Here is a 20,492-nt window from a genome sequence, read left to right on the forward strand (position 1 = left end):
TTGATTTTATTTAATCAAAAACACTGAAAATTTATTAGTTTTGAGCATTTTCAGATATATTTTAGTATAATTGTGGAGAAATAAAAATGGAAAATTATGTATATTTTAACGGTAGAAAACTGCGATATGGCTATACCACAGGAAGTTCGGCAACAGCAGCGACTAAGGCGGCACTGTTACTTTTACTAGGAAAAGCTGAAAAAGTCGAAGAAGTTGAAATAGATGTTCCAGCAGGTAAAAAGATAAAAATTAAGATTAAGTCTTTTGAAAAGACAGAGGATTATGCAACAGCAACTGTCATAAAAGATGGGGGAGATGACCCTGATGCGACACACGGTCTAGAAATCATATCAAAAGTAAGTTTTAGAGAAGATGATAAAATCAATATTTTTGGAGGAAAAGGAGTCGGAAAAGTCACAAAAATCGGACTTCCTGTCGAAGTTGGAAAATCAGCAATAAATCCAACGCCAATGAAAATGCTGACTGGTATTGTGAAGGAACTTCTTCTGCCTGGAAAAGGAGTAGATGTTGAAATTAGTGTGCCTCTGGGTGAAGAAGCTGCCAAAAAAACAATGAATGGGAAATTAGGGATTATTGGTGGAATTTCTATTCTTGGAACAATGGGAATTGTACGTCCGATGTCTGAAGAGTCATGGAAGGCTTCCCTTGCAATAGAGCTGAAGCAAAATTTAACATATTTTAATACAAAAACAGCAATATTTCTTTTTGGAAATCGAGGAAAAATGTTTTTGAAAAAGGAATTTCCAGAAAAATCTGAAGAAGGTGTTGTAATCAGCAATTTTGTGGGATACATGTTTGATAAGGCGTGTGAATTTGAAGTTAAGAAAATTTATTTTATTGGAGAATTGGGAAAATTTGTAAAAGTGGCAGGAGGAATTTTTCATACGCACAGTCGAGTTTCTGATGCAAAAATGGAAATTTTGGCTGCAAACGCATTGTTAGTGGGTGAAAAACTAGAAAATGTCTATAAAATTCTAGAATCGAATACAACTGAAGAGGCTTCTGGATACATTGAAAAAAAAGAAGTTTTTAACTTGCTAGCTGAAAAAGCAAAACAAAAATGTGAGGAACATTGCAGAAAAAATGGATGGGATCTAGAAGTGGAAACATTGATTTTATCAGCTGAGAAACAGGTTATAGGGCATAGTAAGCACTTTTTTGATAATTTTTAAAAAATAGCTTTAAGGATAAAGAAGTTGTTATGGTTATTGCCAATAGGTCAAAAAATCCGGCTATATATTGTGATATATAGTTTAAAAAAAGTTTAATTAAATTTACGAGAAGTAAAAGTTAGTAAAACCTCATTGATAATTTTTAAATTACAGGACTACATTCCTTAAAAAATTAAAAACTTCAAAATTTATGGAATATATTCCTTAAACTTTAACAATTTATAGAAAAACAGGATTATATTCTGTAAAAATTGATTTTTAAATAAAAAAGGGGTATAATTTAAAAGGAAATGAGGTGTTAAAATGATAAGAATAGACAGAAAAGAATATTTAAATTTTTTAGTAAAATCAAAAGACAGACAGATAATAAAGGTCGTATCTGGTGTAAGAAGATGTGGAAAATCCACTCTTTTTGAGATATATAAAGATTTTCTGCTTGAAAATGGAGTTGCAAAAAATCAGATTATATCTATAAATTTTGAAGATATTGATTATGAAGAACTTACAGATTATAAAAAACTTTATGAATATATAAAATCTAAAATGATTGGAGATAAAAAAAATTACATATTTTTAGATGAAATTCAGCATGTGGATAAATTTGAAAAAGTTGTAGACAGCCTTTTTATAAAAGAAAATACAGACCTGTATATAACAGGCTCTAATGCCTATTTTATGTCGAGCGAGTTGGCAACCCTTTTAAGTGGGCGTTATATAGAACTGAAAATGTTGCCTTTATCATTTAAGGAGTATTATCAGGCTAAATTAGAGTATGAAAAACTGGAGCAGAAGGAAAATAGGACATCAAAAACACTTATACAATATTATAATGAATATATAGTAAACAGTTCGTTTCCTTATACTTTACAGTTAGACAGTGATTTGAAAAATATACATGAATATTTAAGTGGGATATACAACTCTGTACTCTTAAAAGATATAGTTGCAAGATTGAAAATTTCAGATGTAATGAGACTTGAAAGTGTTGTGAAGTATATATTTGATAATATCGGTAATTTAACTTCGCTTTCAAAAATAGCGAATACCTTAACTTCAATGGGAAGAAAAACAGATACAAAAACCATTGAAAAATATATTAGAGGACTTACTGACAGTTTACTTGTGCATGAAGTTAGCAGATACAATATAAAAGGGAAAGAATTCCTGTCCACATTATCAAAATATTATGTTGCAGATTTAGGACTCAGACAGATGATTTTAGGCAACAGAAATATAGATATGGGGCATATACTGGAAAATATAATCTATCTCGAACTGCTTAGAAGAAAAGGCAATGTATATGTCGGACAGTTTGATAAAAACGAAATTGACTTTGTTGTTATTAATTCAAATGAAATTAAATATTATCAGGTTGCTTTGACTGTCTTAGATGAAAACACTTTAAAAAGGGAACTGGATGCCTTTAAAAATATTAAGGATAATTATCCGAAGTATCTTATAACTTTAGATGATGTAATGGTAAATACTGACTATGACGGAATAAAGGTTGTAAATGCTCTGGAATGGTTGTTGAGGAATTAGGTAAAACCGTAAAATTAAAGAAAATTTTCTTTGTTTACGATAACTTTAGTCTTGACATTATCTTTTGAAAATCAATCAATGGAAAAAATGGAAGTTTCTAATATTCAAAACAAATTGATTGTTAAGTATGGAAAATTTTCAAAAATTAAATTTAATATATTTTTTTAAGTTTTAATTGAGAGGATGAATTTATTGGAATTAGAAATTATGAAATTAAAAAGTAGTGAAAATTATGATGCTAAGTTAAAAGAAATTGAATTTTATAAAGATTCAAAAATACATCAATGTATGTTACCTTATGTTGGCTTTAAATATGAAGAATATAAAGTATTATTAGTTGCTGAAAGTCATTACCTTGAAAATGAAGAAGATAGAAAAAAAGTAGATAATTTTGAAAAATGGTATGGGGATAAAGGAAATATTTCTTTATCTTGTCCTAAATATATATACAAGAGGAGTAGTAGATGAATGTTTTTCTAGAGGGAATGTTTTTTTTCAAAGAATAAAAAAAGAACTTGAAAAAGCAAATATTGATATAAAACATTTTTGGGAAAGAGTTTCATTCATGAATTTTTTTGTAGTTCCTTCAACAAATGGAAGTAGAGGAATAATAGCTACAAAGGAAATGGAAGAAAAGTCTTTAAATAATTTTGAAGAAGTAATTAAAGTGTTGAAACCGAATTATATATTATTTCTTAGTAAAAAAAGTTATTATATTTTTGAAAAACAGAATTCAGAATCCTTAAAAAAAACTTACACTTTTTGTCACCCTGCTTCAAGATGGTGGTATAGAAAAAGAAAAGATGGGGGAAAATCAAGTAATGAATTCAGAGAAAAAATAGAAATTATTTTCAAAATTTAATAATGTAAAAAAGGAAGAGATAATATAAAATTATTGAAAAAAAGTTTTTGAAACTAAAAAATTTGGAATGAATAAAAATTAGAGGAGAAAAAATGGCTAGTAAATTAGGTAAATTCTATGGAATAGGAGTAGGAGTAGGAGATCCTGAAAATATAACAGTTAAAGCAGCAAAAAGACTGCATGAAGTAGATGTGATAGTACTGCCTGAGGCAAAAAGCGGAGAAGGAAGCACAGCCTTTAATATTGTAAAAGAATATGTAAAGCCAGAAGTAGAGCAGCTATTTTTGGAGTTTCCGATGATAAGGGATGTGGAAGCAAGAAAAGTTTTTCGTAAAAATAATGCGGATGTAATAAGTGCTGAATTGGAAAAAGGTAAAAATGTAGCGTTTTTAACAATAGGAGACCCAATGACTTATAGTACTTATACTTATGTATTGGAACATATTTCAGATGATGTGGAAGTTGAAACTATCGCTGGGATAACTTCGTTTAACAGCATTGCAGCGAGGCTTAATATACCGCTTATGGTTGGAGATGAAGATTTAAAAATAGTGTCTGTTAGTAGAAAAACTGATGTTCATAAAGAAATTGAAAATAACGAAAATCTAGTGTTAATGAAAATTAGCCGAGATTTTGAGAGAATAAAAAAAGCGATTATTGAAACAGGAAATAAAGAAAATATAGTTATTGTTTCAAACTGTGGAAAAGAAAATGAAGAAATTATTACAGATATTGAAAATGTTGAAAGTGTACATTATTTTTCTACATTAATTCTTAAAAAACAGGGAATAGAAGAATGGAAGAGATTTTTAAAAGCGTAAAAAAGTTAAAACCTAAAATAATAATATTTATAGTTTTACAAATTTTATTATTTATGTATTATTTCTGGATTGGAAAATATGATTGGGATTATGGCTTTGATTTGCCATTTCGGTTATTATTTGGTGGAATATTTTTAGCAATAACAGGAATAATTTTTGGATGGATATTTTATTCAATGGGGAAAAGTAAAAATTATGAAAATGATAAAATTTTGAAATTGCCAATATTTTTTATAATTTTGTCAATAATATTATTATTTAGAATAGACATTATTGGGGTTATAAAACTGTGTTTTTACAACGGACTTTTCATTTTAGCAATACTTCAAAGTAAAGTAACAGTAAAAAGTTATTTGTCCAAAGTTTCAAAAATTATATTATGGTTTATTTTAATGTACTTTTTAATTCCTGGTTTTGCAATTTGCTTTGGAATTTTTGTCGAAATAGTAAAAAGTATGTTTGGAATTTATGGAGATATGAGCCAATTTAGTATTTTAATTCCATTTGTTGTTATCAATATTTGTTTTGGATTTTTTATAAAAAAGTATTTTGATAAAGAAGAAATTGAAGTTGTAAGAATACTGACAATAGCAGGTTGTCTAATAATTATGGGAATATTTATTTTTATGGGCTTTAATTGGTATAAAGAAGACTATCACGCAATAATTTATACTTTTCCGTATAAAGTATTGATGTATTTAGAAGAAGCTCAGATTAGTATTGAAAAAGTTGGGATTATAAAGACGTTAGAGTCGAGGTACTTTGTTTATGCTATGATTGTTAATATGGGCTTTTATTTGGGGACTTTAAAAAAAATAAAATAATAATATTATTTATGGCAGAGAAGATTTAGGATTAAATATAAAATTGTATAAAGTAATAAAAAATGTTATTATTTTATTAAGAAAATTCTCTGAAAGGAGACTCGTTATGAAGAGATTGCCAATAGGAATAAGTGATTTTAAGTATTTAATAGAGGAAGATTATTATTATTTTGACAAGACAAATTTTATTGATGAGATTATTAAAGATGGCTCTCAAGTAAAACTTTTTACTAGACCAAGAAGATTTGGGAAAACATTGAATATGTCGATGTTAAAATATTTTTTTGATATTAAGGAAGGTAAAGAAAATAAAAAACTTTTTAACGGATTGTATATAGAAAAGACAGAAAGTTTTAAAAGACAGGGGCAATATCCTGTTATATTTTTATCCTTAAAGGATTTAAAAGCTGAAACTTGGGAAGAAATGCAAGTTGGAATAAAAGAGTTGTTACAAAATATATTTATAGAATATAAAAATTTAGCTAAAGAATTAGATGAATTTGATTTATTGAATTTCAAAAAAATTATTAACAGGGAAATAGAAGTTGAAGGATTAAAATCTTCATTAAAATTTTTAGCAAGAATATTATATGAGAAATATAATAAAAAAGTTGTGGTATTAATAGACGAATACGATGCTCCTCTAGTATCGGCATATATGAACAGATATTATGAAAAGGCTAAAAACTTTTTTAAAACTTTTTACAGCACAGTGATGAAAGACAATGTCTATTTACAAATAGGAGTAATGACAGGGATTATTAGAGTTATAAAAGCTGGTATCTTCTCAGATTTAAATAATATAAGCACTTATACTATATTAAATGATTTTTATTCTGATTGTTATGGATTAACAGAAGAAGAAGTTGAGAAGGCATTAAAAGCTTATAATTTAGAATATGAAATACAAGATGTTAAAGATTGGTATAATGGCTATAAATTTGGTAAAAGTGAAGTATATAATCCTTGGAGCATATTAAATTTCTTACAATCTAAAGAATTAAGAGCCTACTGGGTAGACACTTCAGGAAATGATTTAATAAATAATGTACTTAAAACAACAAATAAATATACCATTAGAGCTTTAGAAAAATTATTTAATGAAAAAGGTTTAAAGCAAAATATATCTTCTACATCAGATTTATCAAGGTTGTTAGGCGAGGACGAATTATGGGAATTACTGCTATTTAGCGGTTATTTAACAGTTAAAGAAAAAATTGGAGATATTCATGAAAGTATTTACACATTAAGATTACCAAATAAAGAAGTGAAGGATCTTTTTAGAAAAACATTTCTAGAAAGATATTTTGGAAGAGGAAGTAAACTAATAGATTTAATGGAGGCTTTGACTGAAAATAGAATAGAAGATTTTGAAGAAAAATTTCAAGAAATTTTGTTGACTTCAGCGAGTTACCATGATACAAAAAATGAAGATTTTTATCACGGATTAATTTTAGGAATGAGCCTTTATTTAGAGAATCAATATCATATAAGTTCAAATAAAGAAAGTGGCTTAGGAAGATACGACTTAGTAATGGAGCCAAAGAATAAAAATGATAAAGCCTATATTTTAGAATTTAAAGTTGCCAAAAGTGAAGAAAGTTTAAATAAAGAAAGCCAAGAAGCAGTAGAACAAATAATTTCTAAAAAGTATGATGTAAACTTGAAAGAAAAAGGAATAAAGGATATTATTTTTGTAGGTATAGCTTTTTATGGAAAATTAGTGAAGGTTGCTAGAAATTGAAAATTATTATAGAAGATGAGCAGGAAAATAGTGAGAAAGCAGAGTATTGTGAGATTTTGAGTATATCTGATAATAAAGGAAGGGCATTTTATGAAAGAGAATGGTATTCAGTCCGAATATACACTAACTTTCTAATCAAATTTTTGCTTCAAAATACACATTATTCCTAATGAGGAAGTTCTTGAAAATGAGGTGGAAAAAGTTTTAGGGGAATATGATGAGAAAAATAAAATTAAAAAGAATAGAGAATAATAATTATGAATAAAAAAGAATTACCGAAGTGTTCTGTTGAAATAACACTTTCTTTAATTTCTAATAAATGGAAAATACTTATAATAAGAGATTTACTTGATGGAACAAAAAGGTTTGGAGAATTGAGAAAATCTATAAATGGAATTTCTAATAAAGTTTTGACATATAATTTGAGAGAAATGGAGGAAGATAATCTTCTTGTAAGAAAGATTTATCCTGAAGTTCCTCCAAAAGTTGAATATTCTCTTACTGAGACAGGTTACAGTTTAAAGCCGATACTGGAAAGTATGGACAAATGGGGCATAAATTACCGAGAAAAAACAAAATATGAATAACTAAGATTGTATCAAATTAATTATGGTTTTTCTATTTTAAAATTTTCATTGGTATAAGTTTTTAAATCAAAAGTCCTGATCTCTTCTACATTAATATAAAAAAGTTCAAAAATAGGATTGTCAGGAGTTTTAAAAAGTTCTTTTATTGCTGGATATTCATTTAAAACTCTTGTTTTAAGATTAATATCATCAGTAAAATGAATATTTCCATTTACAGATATAAAAGATAAATAATCTTTTGAATGAGAGAGAAAAGAAACGTAAGGACATTTTTTTAACTGTTTATAAACGTTTTTATTATTTGTAGTTGCAAGATATACTTTGTCTTTTTCAGAAAATAGGTATTGAAAAATTCTTGTTTTAGGTTTATTATCGTCAAGTGTAGCTAAAACTCCGTAAGAGTTTTCTTTTAATATTTTATTATAATCAATCATTTTAATTTCCTCCAGATATATTTTTTTGAGTTAGCTAACTATATTAATTATAGCTTAAAATAGAAAAATTGTGGAGAAGGTACATTTTTATTACAAGGTAACAAGATGGTAACTTAAAAAGAATAATTTGTTTTGAAAATGGGAAAATCTGGGAAGCGTTTTTTAAGAAAGATAAAAAAATATATTTGAATACAGAAATATCAGTAAGTTTTCAAATAAATGAAATATTATAAAAATAAAAAAATTAAAAAAGAAAGAGGTAATTTATGAAAAAAGTATATTTCATAGGAGCAGGACCGGGAGATCCTGAATTGATTACAGTAAAAGGGCAAAAAATTGTAAAGGAAGCAGATGTAATAATTTATGCGGGGTCATTGGTTCCAAAAGAGGTTATTGATTGCCATAAGGATGGAGCTGAAATTTATAATTCTGCTTCAATGAACTTGGACGAAGTGATGGAAGTTACGATAAAGGCACAGAAAAACGGGAAGCTGGTAGCAAGAGTGCATACTGGAGATCCGAGCATTTATGGTGCAATAAGGGAACAAATGGATATTCTGGATGAATATGGGATTGAATATGAAGTAATTCCAGGAGTGAGTTCATTTGTAGCTGCTGCTGCTGCAATAAAAAAAGAATTTACCCTGCCTGATGTGAGTCAGACAATAATTTGTACAAGACTGGAAGGAAGAACATCTGTTCCTGAAGCAGAAAGTCTTGAAAGCCTTGCTTCACATAAATGTTCGATGGCAATATTCCTATCTGTGCAAATGATAGATGAAGTTGTAAAAAGATTATTAAAACATTACGATAAAACAACACCAATTGCAATTGTTCAAAGAGCAACTTGGGAAGATCAGAAAATTGTTATGGGAACATTAGAAACAATTGCTGAACTTGTGAAAAAGGAAAAAATCACAAAAACGGCACAAATTCTTGTAGGAAACTTTATGGGGAACGAATATTCTAAGTCTAAACTTTATGACAAGGCATTTTCACATGAATTTAGAAAAGGAATTAAGGAATAATGAAAAAACTAATAACAATAATTTTATTTATATTTTCTATGCAAATTTTTGCAGGGCAGTATCAAGTAATAAAGCAAAAAAATGTTACTTTGTCAAAAGAGCAGATTGATTTGGAGAATAAGAAAATTGAAGAAACAGTGAGTAAATATCCTAAGAAAGTATTACAAGAAATGATTTCATATTATTTTTCTGTATCAAATAAAGTAAATAATGAAATGAGCAAAGAAGAAAAAGAGAGTATACAATTGCTATTAAAAGAATTTTCTAGTTTTTTTTCTGAAATATTTAACAATTCAAAATTTAATATAAAAACTGTAAAATATTTATCAAATAGAAAGGTTTCTGTTACTTATGAAGTAGTTATTCTTGATTCGGATAAAATTTTAGATGAAAAAGAAATTAAAAAAAGATTTTTTAAAAAATATGGATATGAAATAAAAGACGCTGAAGATTTTTTTAGTCTTTCAGAAGTAAAAAAATGGATAGATATAATGAATGAAATGTTAAGAGAAGGAATGCGAAATCCTAAGAATTATGTGACAGATAAAGTAACGAATGAATTAAATAAAATCGGGAATGACTGGAAATTTAAGGATGCGGAAAAATTTGAAGAAATGTTAAAAAAAATGAAGTGATAAAATACTATTTATTACCTAGGGATTTAAAAAATATGAAAATTATAAAACTTGAAAATCAGAAAAATGATTCTTTTTTTGAAGCAGAATGTTTTTTGCATATTGGAGAAGCAAAAGAAGATAAAAATTATGTGGCATTTGATTTGAGAAGAGAAGATGATCCGCTGTATAGCTGTTCTTATTATGATTTTGAGAAAGAAAAGGGAGATAAAATATTTCATTGTTTTGATGGGCAGGATTATTCGTGGAAATGTTACGAAAATGAAGTTACGAATGATGAAAAATTGAAAAATGAAATTTTAGGAAATTATGATATTTTGAGAAATAGCACAATTAGATATTTGAAAGAAATAATTCATAAAAATAAGGTTGATTTTTCAAAAAAATTAATTGAACTTCTTGAGAAAATAAAAGCGGGAGAAAAAATAAACAAGAAGGAATTTCGGATAGAACTGAAAAAAGTTGGGCTGTATAAATCAATTTGGAAAGAAAAAATAGAAATTTCTGATGATGTTGTAACACGGGAAATTGGTTTTGAGAAGATAATGGAATTTATTGAAGAAAATAATGTGAATAGGATTGTCTTTGAGAATGGCGAGTTTTTAGAAAATGAAGAAATAGGGAAATTTATTAGAGAATATATAATTGTAGAATTTCGTGATTTTAAGCCAATTAAAGATTTTGATATGATAAAAATGACTTTGGAAGAATGGAATAATCTTAAGAAATGGAAAAAATTGGAAGCAGAAAATAATATTATTGAAATTGAAGAAAAAGATTTTGAAAAAGATGTTTCGATTTACAGGTTAAATGGGAGAAAAATAAATGCAAAAATAGAAGTTACAGATTTTGTGGAAATTAAAAATAATTTTTTTCGTTATTTTAATAAATGGTTTAGCAAGGGAAAAGATAATAATTTGAGAAAAAAGACAGTTATAGAAGGTGTTATACGAGATGGGAGAAAGTTTTATAACTGGATTTTTTTTGATAAAAATAATAAGATTGTAACAAGAGAAGAATATGATGAATTTGGGAAAAGATGTGATTTGAAAAATATGTAAAATAGTAAAAAATAACATGATTAAAGAAACTGACAATAGTTTGATAATCATGTTTTTATTTGTTTCTAGGCATTAAATCTCTCCTTATAAATCATAAATTTCCTGTATTATATCGCATAGATTATTTTTTTATAATTTTTTTTATTTCTAAATAGTAACACTTTATTTTATAACTTTTCTTTTGAAATAATTTTTAATTTTAATATTTCATAAAAATATGTTATACTTTTGTAAAAAAACTAAAAGATAAAAAGAGGAGAATTTATGAAAAAATTATTACTTGTAGTAATGCTGGCAATAATAGGAAATACATTTGCAGCACCAAAGTCACAAAAGACTAAAAGCACCAGAGCCGTAACAACAAGCAGAATATCAGAAAATGATAGAAAGGAGATTGAAAATGTCATTCAAAGGGATATGGCTCCTATTTTCAATAAGCTTTTAAGTATCGGAATTAATGATTATAAAAAGGAAATTGAAAAAGATACCAGCCTGTTTGAAAAAGGCTTTGTCATAAGTGAGTCTTTGAAAAAAGAAATCTTGAAAAAATATTCAGATGAAATAGTAAAATTTATTTTAAAGTCTTTTGATTTAAAAATTAAAATTAATCAAATTAGCTATATTTCAGAGAATAAAGTAAATGTAACTTTGGACTTCACGTCAAGAAATTTGGATAAAGTGCTTGATATAGGAGGAAAAGATGATATACTTTACGAAAGAAGCTTTAAAAGATTAGGATATAAATTTGTGGATGAATTTGAAAAAGTTATGAAAAATAAAGGAAATGAAGATAAAAAACGAAATTTTTATAACGTAGCACTGGAAGAAATAATAAATCTTTTGAATGAAAACTTGAGTGAAATTAAAGAAGAAAATGTATTTTTAAGCAATGTACCTGTAAATTTAATAAAAGTAAATGGAAAATGGGAAATAGAAAATTTGGAGAATTTAAGGAACGCTTTTAATTAATAAATCAATAAAAATGAGGATAACCCATGAAGAAATTATTATTTCCGCTAATGTTAACGGTAACAGGAAATACATTTACAGCACCAAAGCCGCAAAACACTAAAAGTATAAGAAATTCAATAGCAAGCAGAATATTGGAAAGCGAAAAAAAAAAGAGATTGAGGAAGCAGTTCAAAAAGAAACAAAACCTTTTGCAGATTATGTTATAAACTTTGGAATTACGGAAGCAAGAAGAAATATTGGCGAAGAGGCATTTGAACAATTTTTTGAAAAAGATTACATTATAAGTGATATTTTGAAAAAAGAAATTGGAAAGTGGCAAGTTGAAGACTTAGGATATACTAATACTTTTAACTAAAAAGTGTGGTATAATTTAGTGGAAACTAAAAAACAGAATAAGGAGACAAATATGAAAAAAATATTATTTGTAATTATGCTAGCAGCGGCAGGAAATATCCTTGCGTCAAACCGTAGCATATCGGAAACAATCAGAAGGGAAAAGGAAGAGCAAAGAGCAGCAAACTGGGAAAAAAAGGAAATTGAATACACGCTTCAAAGAGATTTACAGGATTTTTTTTACAGCTATGTAAATGCTATGATAGGAGAAAATGAAAAAAAACTTGAAAAACAGGCGTATAATAATCTGTTTAACAGAAATTATATCGTAAGCAATTCACTAAAACGTGAAATTGCAGAAAAATATGTACGTGAATTGGCAAAGGAGGCAATAAAGGAATCAACTTTGAGATTCGAAACAAAACAGATAAATCACATTTCAGAAGATAAAGTAGATGTAGTTTTTGACATAAAAGCAAGAAACTTGACAAGGGCTACGAATGGACTGACAATAAACAACGATATCATCGGAAGAGTTGTAGAGCGTGGAAGATTTGGAAGCGTGGATGAACTGGAAAGAATTATGAAAAGAAGAGGAAATGAGCCTACCAAAAGAAATTTTTACAATGTTGCATTGGAAGAGCTGGTAAGCCGTTTTGCTGAAGAAATAAAAAATATTACAGATGAAGATGTAATTCTAGATAATTTGCCAGCAACACTTCAAAGGGTGAATGGGAAATGGAAAGTTACAAATCCTGTAGTTACAGAAGATGGGATAGAATTAAAATAGAAGGAATATATTCTTGTAAACAGAAGATTGAGAAAGAAAATTAAGAAAAAGACCTCTTAGTATATTTTAGAGGTCTATTTTTATAATAAAATTACTTTTAAAATAAAAATTTAAAGAGTTGAATATTAACAGAATTTAAGCAGTAAAATAAAATAAATTTAGAAATTATATAAAAGTTTGAAAATAAAGTGTTGACAAAATAAAAATTTTTTTGTATAATAGTTCTTGTCTTAGGAAATATTGTTGGGCTGTCGCCAAGCGGTAAGGCACTGGACTTTGACTCCAGCATGCAATGGTTCGAATCCATTCAGCCCAGCCATTTTGAATATAAATTGTGTAATATATAACTACTGATTTTATCAGTAGTTTTTTTTGACAAAAAACAAAAAACTTAGATAATTTTTTTGGTAATCTTAATATAAAATTTTATTGATTTCTACCTGTTGAAAATTCAATAAAAATGTGATATACTCAAATTGTATAGAATAATATATTTTTTTAATATATTAAAATTTTTAGGAGGTATTATTAAAATGGCAATTAAAGTAGCAATTAACGGATTTGGAAGAATCGGAAGATTAGCATTAAGATTAATGGCTGAACAAACAGACAAATTTGAAGTGGTGGCAATTAATGATTTAACAGATGCTAAAATGTTAGCACACTTATTCAAATATGACTCATCTCAAGGAAGATTCAATGGAACTATCGAAGTTAAAGAAGGAGCTTTCGTAGTAAACGGAAAAGAAATCAAAACTTTCGCAAAAGCTAACCCTGAAGAATTACCTTGGGGAGAATTAGGTGTTGACGTAGTATTGGAAGCTACAGGATTCTTTGCTACAAAAGATAAAGCAGAATTACACGTTAAAGCAGGAGCTAAAAAAGTAGTTATTACTGCACCTGGTGGAAACGATGTTAAAACAGTTGTTTACAATGTAAACCACGAAATTTTAGATGGATCTGAAACAGTTATTTCAGGAGCTTCTTGTACAACTAACTGTTTAGCACCAATGGCTAAAGCATTAAACGATAACTTTGGTGTTGTAACTGGTACAATGACAACTATCCACGCTTACACTGGAGACCAAAACACTTTAGATGCACCTCATAGAAAAGGTGACTTAAGAAGAGCAAGAGCTGCAGCTGTAAACATTGTTCCTAACTCAACAGGAGCTGCAAAAGCAATTGGATTAGTAGTACCTGAATTAAACGGAAAATTAGATGGAGCTGCTCAAAGAGTACCTGTTCCAACTGGTTCATTAACTGAATTAGTATCAATCTTAAACAAAAAAGTAACTGTAGAAGAAGTAAATGCAGCTATGAAAGCAGCAGCTAACGAATCATTCGGATATACTGAAGAAGAATTAGTATCTTCTGACATCGTTGGAATTCACTTCGGATCATTATTTGACGCAACACAAACAAAAATTGTTCAAAACGGAGATGCTCAATTAGTTAAAACAGTATCTTGGTATGACAACGAAATGTCTTATACAGCTCAATTAATCAGAACTTTAGGATACTTCGCAAGCAAAATTGCTAAATAATTGATTTAAACAGAAATCTTAAAAATTAATTTTGAAAATCGGCTAGAAATAGTCGGTTTTCTTTTTTTATAATGGATTGTATAATAAAATGTAGCAAATTTAAAATAAAATAAAACTCATAATAATTTCGTGCATTTGTTGCGAATTTTAAGTGAATTGACTGTATATTTTATAAAATATATGTTATACTATATAAAATTATTTCAAAAAAGTTACTATAGATAACAAGGAGATATTTTATGGTTAAAATAGAAGTAGCAAAACCGATAAATTTTAATGAACTTATCACATCTAAGGAAGCCGAAGTTGTAAGTATGAGAATCTTAAATCAGCCAAATAGCTATATTTCTTTATTCTCTTTAGCAAAAGATGAGGAAATAACTGCAGAAGCTATGCTCGGAAATCGTTATTATTACTGCTTTAACGGTAATGGAAAGATTTTTATTGAAAATAATAAGAAAGTAATTTCCAATGGAGACTTTCTTGAAATCACAGCAAATCATAATTACTCTATTGAAGCAAGAGATAATTTGAAGTTGATTGAAATTGGAGAAAAGATAGGAGATGGAAATATGGAAAATAAGACATTAAAAATGCTGGAAAGTGCAAGTGCTTTTAATCTTGCTGAAGTTGTTGATTATCAGGAAGGAAAAATTGTAAGTAAAAATTTGGTAGCAAAACCAAACTTAGTAATGACAATTATGTCTTTTTGGAAAGGTGAGAGCCTTGATCCACATAAAGCACCTGGAGATGCTTTGGTTACTGTGCTTGATGGGGAAGGAAAATATTATGTTGACGGAAAACCATTTGTTGTGAAAAAAGGTGAAAGTGCAGTTCTTCCTGCAAACATACCTCATGCTGTAGAAGCTGAAACAAAAAATTTCAAGATGTTGTTAATACTTGTTAAAGAATAAGAATTTTATCAAAAAAATTATATAAATTAGATAGATGTGTTGACCCCAAAAAGTTGGGCAAATTTAATTCTTATTTTATAAAATTTATGTTATAATAATCTAAAATTATAACTTTGCTGTTAAAATTCAAAAAATTTTAAAATTTGGAGAAAATATGAAAAATAAAGAAAACATGAAGAAATTTTACGATACAATAGCAGAAAAATACGATTTTATCTTTTCACTTTCAGATGTTCAGAAGAATTTTTTTCAAAAATATATTACAGGAAAAAAAGTGCTTGATGTAGGAGCTGCAACAGGTAATTTGTCAAAATTTCTAAAAAATGAAGGATATGATGTAATTTCCATTGATATAAATGAAAAATTAATTGAGCAGGCTAGAGAAAAAAATGTTGATGTAAAAAATTTGGATATGATGAGAGTCGATGAATTGGGAAAATTCGACACAATAATAAATGTTGGAAATACGTTACCGCATTTAAATAGCAAAGATGAGATTTTTTTATTTTTAAAAAAGGCTTATTCACAGCTTGAAAATAATGGGAAACTGATTATTCAGCTAATAAATTTTTATAAATTTTTTGAAAATCAAAAATCTGAATCTAATTTTTTAGGAAATTTACCATTAATTGAAAATGAAAATGTGAAATTTGAGCGTTATTATTACAAAAATTCTGATAATAATGTAATTTTTAAAACTATTTTGGATGATAAGCTTGAAAATGAGGAAATTTTAACAAATGTTAATTATTTTGATTTTATGAAATTTTTTGAACAGTTAGGTATAATCAATGTAAAAGTATTTGGAGGCTTTAATGAGTCTGAGTTTATTTTGGAAAAGTCACAGCCATTAATATTTATGATTACAAAAACTGATTAGGTTTAGTTTGAAATATGTTGTAAATGTATAAATTTTTGTAAGAATTAAGATGAAATTTTAAATAATAAAATAGAGTATGCGTTCTCTTGAATTAACGTAAATAATCAATAAAGGAGAAATTTATGATAATTAATGAATTTAATTATTATAAAGTAAAAAGTAAAAATTATGAAATCTTTTAAAAATTTTATAAAGGTAACTTTAATTGGAGCTCCGCTTCTAAATAAAATTATAGGAATATTTCTTATATCAATGTTGCCTATAATTGAACTTCGTGGAGCAATACCGATTGGAGCAGCTATTGGATTACCTTGGTACTTGAATATGATTGTTTCGATTATTGGAAATATGCTTCCTGTGCCGTTTATTCTTTTATTTGTAGTAAAATTATTTGAATTTATGAAAAAGAAGAATATATTGGTAAACTTTATCGAAAAAATTGAAAAAAGGGCGATGAGCAGAAGTGAAAGTATCGCAAATAAGGAATTTTTGGGACTTATGATTTTTGTAGCTATTCCATTTCCAGGAACAGGTGCTTGGACAGGAGCATTAATTGCGGCATTACTTCAATTTGACAGAAAAAAATCTTTTTTATATATTCTTTTTGGAGTATTAATTGCAGCAGCTCTTGTAACATTGGGAGTATACGGAGTGATAGGATTTTTAAAATAGACCTGTTCGATAACTATATTGAATTTGAAAATACAATGAGATAAATATTGCTCTAAGGGGGGCAAGACATCTTATTAGAAATAAAAAAATATAAAGTTTCCGAACAAGGCTAACATAATTTTTAAATAATATCTTTTCAAAATCTTAAATATATGCTATACTAAAAAAAGTAAATTTTAAAATAAGGGAATGTTTTGGTTTCGACAGGATAAAAAGATTACTATTGGCAAGTAAGCGGGAGCTTTAAAATCCAACTTAAAAATAATCGGAAACGATAATTACGCATTAGCTGCCTAAGATAGCGGCTCATCTCTTTTGGGAACGCCATTTTTCCATTAGGTGATGTCATTTTTAATGGCTTACTTGGATGTATGATTATGTCATCTAAGGAAAATTTATAATCTCGCCTTTAGACTTTTGTCTGTTTAATATCTAATGGTTAAAGCGTTAAATAGACTAAACTTGTAGAAGATAGTAAGAACTTTTTATTTTGGACACGGGTTCGATTCCCGTCATTTCCACCAAAACAGAAAATAAAAATCGAATTATTAAATAAACTGTAAGCGAGTTGCATAACTCGTTTTTTCTTTTTTGAAAATACTTTATTGAAAAAAACAAAATATTAATATATAATGGATTTATAAAAAGAATTGGAATTGAAAGGAGAGTGTAATTTTAAGTCAAAGTGTTATTTTGAGTATAAAAAATTACAATTTATAAATAAAATGAGAAATTATGATGTAATTGTAGTCGGTGCTGGACACGCAGGAATTGAAGCAGCATTGGCATCAGCTAGATTAGGGTTGAATACAGCAATTTTTACAATAACATTAGATAATATAGGTGTTATGTCCTGTAACCCATCAGTTGGAGGGCCTGCAAAAAGCCATCTGGCTAAGGAAGTTGACGCATTAGGTGGAGAAATTGGAAGAAATATGGATAAAAGCTTTGTACAAATGAGAATTCTGAATACAAAAAAAGGACCGGCAGTTCGTTCGTTAAGGGCTCAGGCAGATAGAAAAATTTACGCAAGGGAAATGAAAAAAACAATAGAAAATCAGCAAAATTTAGATACTGTTCAAGATATTGTCACAGAATTAATTGTTGAAGAAATTGAAATTTTAGAAGGTAATTCTAAAAGAATTGAAAAGGTTATAAAAGGGATAAGAACTAAGACAGGAATGGAGTTTTTTGCAAAGGCAGTTGTACTTGCAACAGGAACATTCTTAAGAGGGCTTTTATACATTGGAGATAAAAGGGTAAAAGGTGGAAGAATGGGAGAGTTATCGGCAGAAGATTTGACAGATTCCCTGAAATCTTTAGGATTTAAAATGGATAGATTCAAGACAGGAACACCACCTAGACTTGATATTAGAACATTAAATTTGGAAAAATTGGAAGAACAGCCGGGAATAACAAATATTCCATTAAAATTTTCAATGAGAACGCCAAATGATGAAGTTTTGGAAAAACCGCAATTATCATGCTATTTGACAAGAACTAATAAAAATACACATAAAATAATAATGGATAATCTGGATAAAGCACCAATGTATAACGGAAGTATAAGCAGTACAGGACCAAGATACTGTCCGTCAATTGAAGATAAAGTTGTAAAATTTAATGATAAAGACAGCCATCATCTGTTTTTGGAGCCAGAAGGATTTGACACGGCGGAAGTCTACATAAGTGGACTTTCCACAAGTTATCCCGCTAGTTTGCAACAAAAGATAGTAAATACAATTGATGGACTTGAAAATGCTCATATAATGCGATACGGGTATGCTGTGGAATATGATATTGTAGACCCTAGCGAACTTGACTACACTCTTGAAACCCGTAAAGTAAAAGGACTTTATTTAGCTGGACAGCTAAATGGGACAAGCGGTTATGAAGAGGCAGCTGCACAGGGAATTATCGCAGGAATCAATGCAGCTTTAAAAATTAAAGGAGAAGAGCCGTTTATTTTGGATAGGGAGAGTTCATACATTGGAACAATGATAGATGATTTAATAAATAAGGAATTGTTTGAGCCATATAGAATGTTTACAGCAAGATCTGAATTTCGACTTATTTTACGTGAAGACAACGCTGATATAAGACTTTCTGAAAAGGCTTATAAAATCGGACTTCTTGATAAAAAATATTATGATATTGTACAGGAAAAGAAAAAAAATGTTAAGATAACAATAGAAAATCTTGAGAATATAAAACTTGGAAGCAGTAACCAAAGACTCATGGAAATTCTTGATAAATATAACGAAAGTCTCAAAAGTGGAACGACTTTAAAGGAAATTTTACGTCGTCCAAAAGTTACATATCAAGATATAAAATATATCGCTGAAATCATTGAAAATGTTCCAAATCTAAATTTTGACGATGAAACTGAATATCAAATTGAAGTTCAGACAAAATATGAGGGCTACATTGCCAAAGCCATCCAAATTATGGAAAAACAGCAAAAACTTGATGATAAAAAAATTCCTAAAAATTTTGACTATGACAGTATGAAGGGAATTACAAGAGAAGCAAAACAAAGATTGAAAGAAAATAGACCATATAATGTAGGACAGGCATCCAGAATGTCTGGAGTAACGCCAGCAGATATTTCTGTGCTGCTAATGTATTTAGATGGAGTTTTAAAATAAATCTAGCTATTTTAAAATAAACTTTTATATATTAATGGAACGTAAGGAGAAAAAGTGGAAAATATAAACGAAGAAGCCAATTTAAGAGAATATTTCTTAAACTTGCTTTCAAAATCAGAAATTAAAGTATTAGACGAAAAAATTACACAAATTCTGAAATTTTTAGAACTTTTATATAATAAAAATCAAATTATGAATTTAACAGCAATTCGTGAGAAAAAAGGAATGCTGGAAAAACATTTTATAGATTCTTTGCTTTTAACAAAAGTTATAAATGATGACGAAAAATTTTTTATAGATGTGGGAACAGGTGCTGGATTTCCTGGGCTTGTACTTGCCATTTATTACCCAGAGAAAAAGTTTTTGTTAGTAGATTCAGTAAGGAAAAAAATAGAATTCATAAATGAAGTAATAAAAGAATTAAATTTACAGAATGTAACCACAAGTTTTGAACGTGCAGAAGGATTAATAAAAGATAGAAGAGAATGTTTTGATGTTGCTCTTTGTCGAGGAGTAGCAAATTTAAGAATAATACTGGAGTATATGATTCCATTCATAAAAGTAAATGGACGATTTTTACCACAAAAATTGAATTTAAACGAAATAGGGGAATCGAAAAATGCTCTAAAGATTTTAAATGCAAAAATAAACAAAACTTTTGAATTTAATCTTCCAGAAAGTATGGATAAAAGGATAATTTTGGAAATTTTAAAACTACAAAAAACAGACAAAAAATACCCAAGAAAAATAGGGATTCCATCCAAGAAGCCGTTATAGATAAAAGAATTAAAAAGTTGTAAAAATAAAGCATTCATTTGTATGGAGCAACAGACTTTTAGGAAATAACTCTATAAAGGCAATAGTTAACAGAGGAATAAAAGTTACAGGATTAGTATAAAATTATAAAAAACGGTGTATTGTCAAGTCAAGTGCAACAGAAAGTAAAAATAATATAAAGTTAAAGTTTTTTTAAGGGCAGAGATTTTTCTGCTCTTTAATTTTTAT

The 20,492-nt window shown here is 28.0% G+C and carries 22 protein-coding genes, 1 tRNA gene and 1 other RNA gene; 23 read left to right on the forward strand and 1 reads right to left on the reverse strand.

Going from position 1 to position 20,492, the window contains the following annotated elements:
- Positions 1 to 86 precede the first annotated feature (86 nt).
- The 9 genes from cbiD to HMPREF1552_RS02570 all read left to right on the forward strand — a co-directional run bounded on the left by cbiD (position 87) and on the right by HMPREF1552_RS02570 (position 7,573).
- Positions 87 to 1,193 carry a cobalt-precorrin-5B (C(1))-methyltransferase CbiD gene (gene cbiD, locus HMPREF1552_RS02540; protein WP_021743476.1) on the forward strand — a complete coding sequence of 369 codons (1,107 nt, stop codon included), beginning with the start codon at positions 87 to 89 and terminating at the stop codon, positions 1,191 to 1,193.
- A 303-nt stretch (positions 1,194 to 1,496) separates the two neighbouring features.
- Positions 1,497 to 2,735: an ATP-binding protein gene (locus HMPREF1552_RS02545; protein ID WP_021743477.1), complete on the forward strand. Its 1,239-nt coding sequence runs from the start codon at positions 1,497 to 1,499 to the stop codon at positions 2,733 to 2,735.
- A 192-nt stretch (positions 2,736 to 2,927) separates the two neighbouring features.
- Complete coding sequence (locus HMPREF1552_RS12700; protein ID WP_231370731.1) at positions 2,928 to 3,203, forward strand: hypothetical protein; 276 nt, start codon at positions 2,928 to 2,930, stop codon at positions 3,201 to 3,203.
- 97 nt (positions 3,204 to 3,300) lie between these two features.
- Entirely contained in the window at positions 3,301 to 3,597 is a 297-nt protein-coding gene (locus tag HMPREF1552_RS12705; RefSeq protein WP_231370732.1) for a DUF4417 domain-containing protein, read from the forward strand.
- 92 nt (positions 3,598 to 3,689) lie between these two features.
- Positions 3,690 to 4,418, forward strand: coding sequence for a precorrin-2 C(20)-methyltransferase (gene cobI / locus HMPREF1552_RS02555; protein WP_021743481.1), 729 nt, complete (start codon positions 3,690 to 3,692; stop codon positions 4,416 to 4,418).
- Entirely contained in the window at positions 4,394 to 5,242 is an 849-nt protein-coding gene (locus HMPREF1552_RS02560; RefSeq protein WP_021743482.1) for a hypothetical protein, read from the forward strand. Before cobI ends, HMPREF1552_RS02560 begins: the two co-directional genes overlap by 25 nt.
- Positions 5,243 to 5,348: 106 nt before the next feature.
- The gene (locus HMPREF1552_RS02565) at positions 5,349 to 6,986 is read left to right on the forward strand and encodes an AAA family ATPase (protein WP_021743483.1); all 1,638 of its coding nucleotides are present in this window, start codon (positions 5,349 to 5,351) and stop codon (positions 6,984 to 6,986) included.
- Positions 6,983 to 7,156, forward strand: coding sequence for a hypothetical protein (locus HMPREF1552_RS11980; RefSeq protein WP_021743484.1), 174 nt, complete (start codon positions 6,983 to 6,985; stop codon positions 7,154 to 7,156). The genes HMPREF1552_RS02565 and HMPREF1552_RS11980 overlap by 4 nt, the downstream gene beginning before the upstream one ends.
- An 87-nt stretch (positions 7,157 to 7,243) precedes the next feature.
- Complete coding sequence (locus HMPREF1552_RS02570; protein ID WP_021743485.1) at positions 7,244 to 7,573, forward strand: helix-turn-helix domain-containing protein; 330 nt, start codon at positions 7,244 to 7,246, stop codon at positions 7,571 to 7,573.
- A gap of 20 nt (positions 7,574 to 7,593) precedes the next feature.
- Here the strand turns inward: HMPREF1552_RS02570 and HMPREF1552_RS02575 are convergent, their stop codons facing one another.
- A complete protein-coding gene (locus HMPREF1552_RS02575) occupies positions 7,594 to 8,007 on the reverse strand; it encodes a pyridoxamine 5'-phosphate oxidase family protein (RefSeq protein WP_021743486.1) in 414 nt (137 codons plus the stop codon).
- Positions 8,008 to 8,273: 266 nt separating this feature from the next.
- Here HMPREF1552_RS02575 and cobM point away from each other — a divergent pair, with 266 nt between their 5' ends.
- From cobM to rsmG, 14 genes are all read left to right on the forward strand, one after another.
- On the forward strand, positions 8,274 to 9,035 hold the full coding sequence (gene cobM, locus HMPREF1552_RS02580; RefSeq protein ID WP_021743487.1) for a precorrin-4 C(11)-methyltransferase: 762 nt from the start codon (positions 8,274 to 8,276) through the stop codon (positions 9,033 to 9,035).
- Positions 9,035 to 9,670, forward strand: a complete 636-nt coding sequence (locus HMPREF1552_RS02585; RefSeq protein ID WP_021743488.1) for a hypothetical protein — start codon at positions 9,035 to 9,037, stop codon at positions 9,668 to 9,670. Before cobM ends, HMPREF1552_RS02585 begins: the two co-directional genes overlap by 1 nt.
- A 35-nt stretch (positions 9,671 to 9,705) precedes the next feature.
- Positions 9,706 to 10,731 carry a hypothetical protein gene (locus tag HMPREF1552_RS02590; protein ID WP_021743489.1) on the forward strand — a complete coding sequence of 342 codons (1,026 nt, stop codon included), beginning with the start codon at positions 9,706 to 9,708 and terminating at the stop codon, positions 10,729 to 10,731.
- A 264-nt stretch (positions 10,732 to 10,995) separates the two neighbouring features.
- Positions 10,996 to 11,700, forward strand: coding sequence for a hypothetical protein (locus HMPREF1552_RS02595; protein ID WP_021743490.1), 705 nt, complete (start codon positions 10,996 to 10,998; stop codon positions 11,698 to 11,700).
- A 26-nt stretch (positions 11,701 to 11,726) separates the two neighbouring features.
- Positions 11,727 to 11,909: a hypothetical protein gene (locus HMPREF1552_RS02600; protein ID WP_021743491.1), complete on the forward strand. Its 183-nt coding sequence runs from the start codon at positions 11,727 to 11,729 to the stop codon at positions 11,907 to 11,909.
- Between the two features lie 200 nt (positions 11,910 to 12,109).
- Positions 12,110 to 12,826: a hypothetical protein gene (locus HMPREF1552_RS02605; protein ID WP_051311977.1), complete on the forward strand. Its 717-nt coding sequence runs from the start codon at positions 12,110 to 12,112 to the stop codon at positions 12,824 to 12,826.
- Between the two features lie 244 nt (positions 12,827 to 13,070).
- Positions 13,071 to 13,145, forward strand: a tRNA-Gln gene (locus HMPREF1552_RS02610).
- 214 nt (positions 13,146 to 13,359) lie between these two features.
- Positions 13,360 to 14,373, forward strand: coding sequence for a type I glyceraldehyde-3-phosphate dehydrogenase (gene gap, locus HMPREF1552_RS02615; RefSeq protein WP_021743493.1), 1,014 nt, complete (start codon positions 13,360 to 13,362; stop codon positions 14,371 to 14,373).
- 239 nt (positions 14,374 to 14,612) lie between these two features.
- The gene (locus HMPREF1552_RS11750; protein WP_021743494.1) at positions 14,613 to 15,287 is read left to right on the forward strand and encodes a cupin domain-containing protein; all 675 of its coding nucleotides are present in this window, start codon (positions 14,613 to 14,615) and stop codon (positions 15,285 to 15,287) included.
- Between the two features lie 154 nt (positions 15,288 to 15,441).
- Positions 15,442 to 16,167, forward strand: coding sequence for a bifunctional 2-polyprenyl-6-hydroxyphenol methylase/3-demethylubiquinol 3-O-methyltransferase UbiG (locus tag HMPREF1552_RS02625; protein ID WP_021743495.1), 726 nt, complete (start codon positions 15,442 to 15,444; stop codon positions 16,165 to 16,167).
- A 165-nt stretch (positions 16,168 to 16,332) separates the two neighbouring features.
- On the forward strand, positions 16,333 to 16,839 hold the full coding sequence (locus HMPREF1552_RS02630) for a small multi-drug export protein (RefSeq protein WP_039900996.1): 507 nt from the start codon (positions 16,333 to 16,335) through the stop codon (positions 16,837 to 16,839).
- 185 nt (positions 16,840 to 17,024) lie between these two features.
- Positions 17,025 to 17,363: a transfer-messenger RNA gene (gene ssrA / locus HMPREF1552_RS11755) on the forward strand.
- Between the two features lie 201 nt (positions 17,364 to 17,564).
- A complete protein-coding gene (gene mnmG, locus HMPREF1552_RS02635) occupies positions 17,565 to 19,487 on the forward strand; it encodes a tRNA uridine-5-carboxymethylaminomethyl(34) synthesis enzyme MnmG (RefSeq protein ID WP_021743497.1) in 1,923 nt (640 codons plus the stop codon).
- A gap of 54 nt (positions 19,488 to 19,541) precedes the next feature.
- The gene (rsmG, locus tag HMPREF1552_RS02640; RefSeq protein ID WP_021743498.1) at positions 19,542 to 20,264 is read left to right on the forward strand and encodes a 16S rRNA (guanine(527)-N(7))-methyltransferase RsmG; all 723 of its coding nucleotides are present in this window, start codon (positions 19,542 to 19,544) and stop codon (positions 20,262 to 20,264) included.
- The last annotated feature ends 228 nt before the right edge of the window (positions 20,265 to 20,492 follow it).

It is taken from the genome of Leptotrichia sp. oral taxon 879 str. F0557 (assembly GCF_000469385.1).
GTDB lineage: Bacteria > Fusobacteriota > Fusobacteriia > Fusobacteriales > Leptotrichiaceae > Leptotrichia > Leptotrichia mesophila.

Excerpts from the sequence above, each read along its gene's own strand:
- cbiD (WP_021743476.1), top strand. The coding sequence starts at position 87 with ATGGAAAATTATGTATATTTTAACGGTAGAAAACTGCGATATGGCTAT.
- HMPREF1552_RS02545 (WP_021743477.1), top strand. The coding sequence starts at position 1,497 with ATGATAAGAATAGACAGAAAAGAATATTTAAATTTTTTAGTAAAATCA.
- HMPREF1552_RS12705 (WP_231370732.1), top strand. The coding sequence starts at position 3,301 with ATGAATTTTTTTGTAGTTCCTTCAACAAATGGAAGTAGAGGAATAATA.
- cobI (WP_021743481.1), top strand. The coding sequence starts at position 3,690 with ATGGCTAGTAAATTAGGTAAATTCTATGGAATAGGAGTAGGAGTAGGA.
- HMPREF1552_RS02560 (WP_021743482.1), top strand. The coding sequence starts at position 4,394 with ATGGAAGAGATTTTTAAAAGCGTAAAAAAGTTAAAACCTAAAATAATA.
- HMPREF1552_RS02565 (WP_021743483.1), top strand. The coding sequence starts at position 5,349 with ATGAAGAGATTGCCAATAGGAATAAGTGATTTTAAGTATTTAATAGAG.
- HMPREF1552_RS02570 (WP_021743485.1), top strand. The coding sequence starts at position 7,244 with ATGAATAAAAAAGAATTACCGAAGTGTTCTGTTGAAATAACACTTTCT.
- HMPREF1552_RS02575 (WP_021743486.1), bottom strand. The coding sequence starts at position 8,007 with ATGATTGATTATAATAAAATATTAAAAGAAAACTCTTACGGAGTTTTA.
- cobM (WP_021743487.1), top strand. The coding sequence starts at position 8,274 with ATGAAAAAAGTATATTTCATAGGAGCAGGACCGGGAGATCCTGAATTG.
- HMPREF1552_RS02585 (WP_021743488.1), top strand. The coding sequence starts at position 9,035 with ATGAAAAAACTAATAACAATAATTTTATTTATATTTTCTATGCAAATT.
- HMPREF1552_RS02590 (WP_021743489.1), top strand. The coding sequence starts at position 9,706 with ATGAAAATTATAAAACTTGAAAATCAGAAAAATGATTCTTTTTTTGAA.
- HMPREF1552_RS02595 (WP_021743490.1), top strand. The coding sequence starts at position 10,996 with ATGAAAAAATTATTACTTGTAGTAATGCTGGCAATAATAGGAAATACA.
- HMPREF1552_RS02600 (WP_021743491.1), top strand. The coding sequence starts at position 11,727 with ATGAAGAAATTATTATTTCCGCTAATGTTAACGGTAACAGGAAATACA.
- HMPREF1552_RS02605 (WP_051311977.1), top strand. The coding sequence starts at position 12,110 with ATGAAAAAAATATTATTTGTAATTATGCTAGCAGCGGCAGGAAATATC.
- gap (WP_021743493.1), top strand. The coding sequence starts at position 13,360 with ATGGCAATTAAAGTAGCAATTAACGGATTTGGAAGAATCGGAAGATTA.
- HMPREF1552_RS11750 (WP_021743494.1), top strand. The coding sequence starts at position 14,613 with ATGGTTAAAATAGAAGTAGCAAAACCGATAAATTTTAATGAACTTATC.
- HMPREF1552_RS02625 (WP_021743495.1), top strand. The coding sequence starts at position 15,442 with ATGAAAAATAAAGAAAACATGAAGAAATTTTACGATACAATAGCAGAA.
- mnmG (WP_021743497.1), top strand. The coding sequence starts at position 17,565 with ATGAGAAATTATGATGTAATTGTAGTCGGTGCTGGACACGCAGGAATT.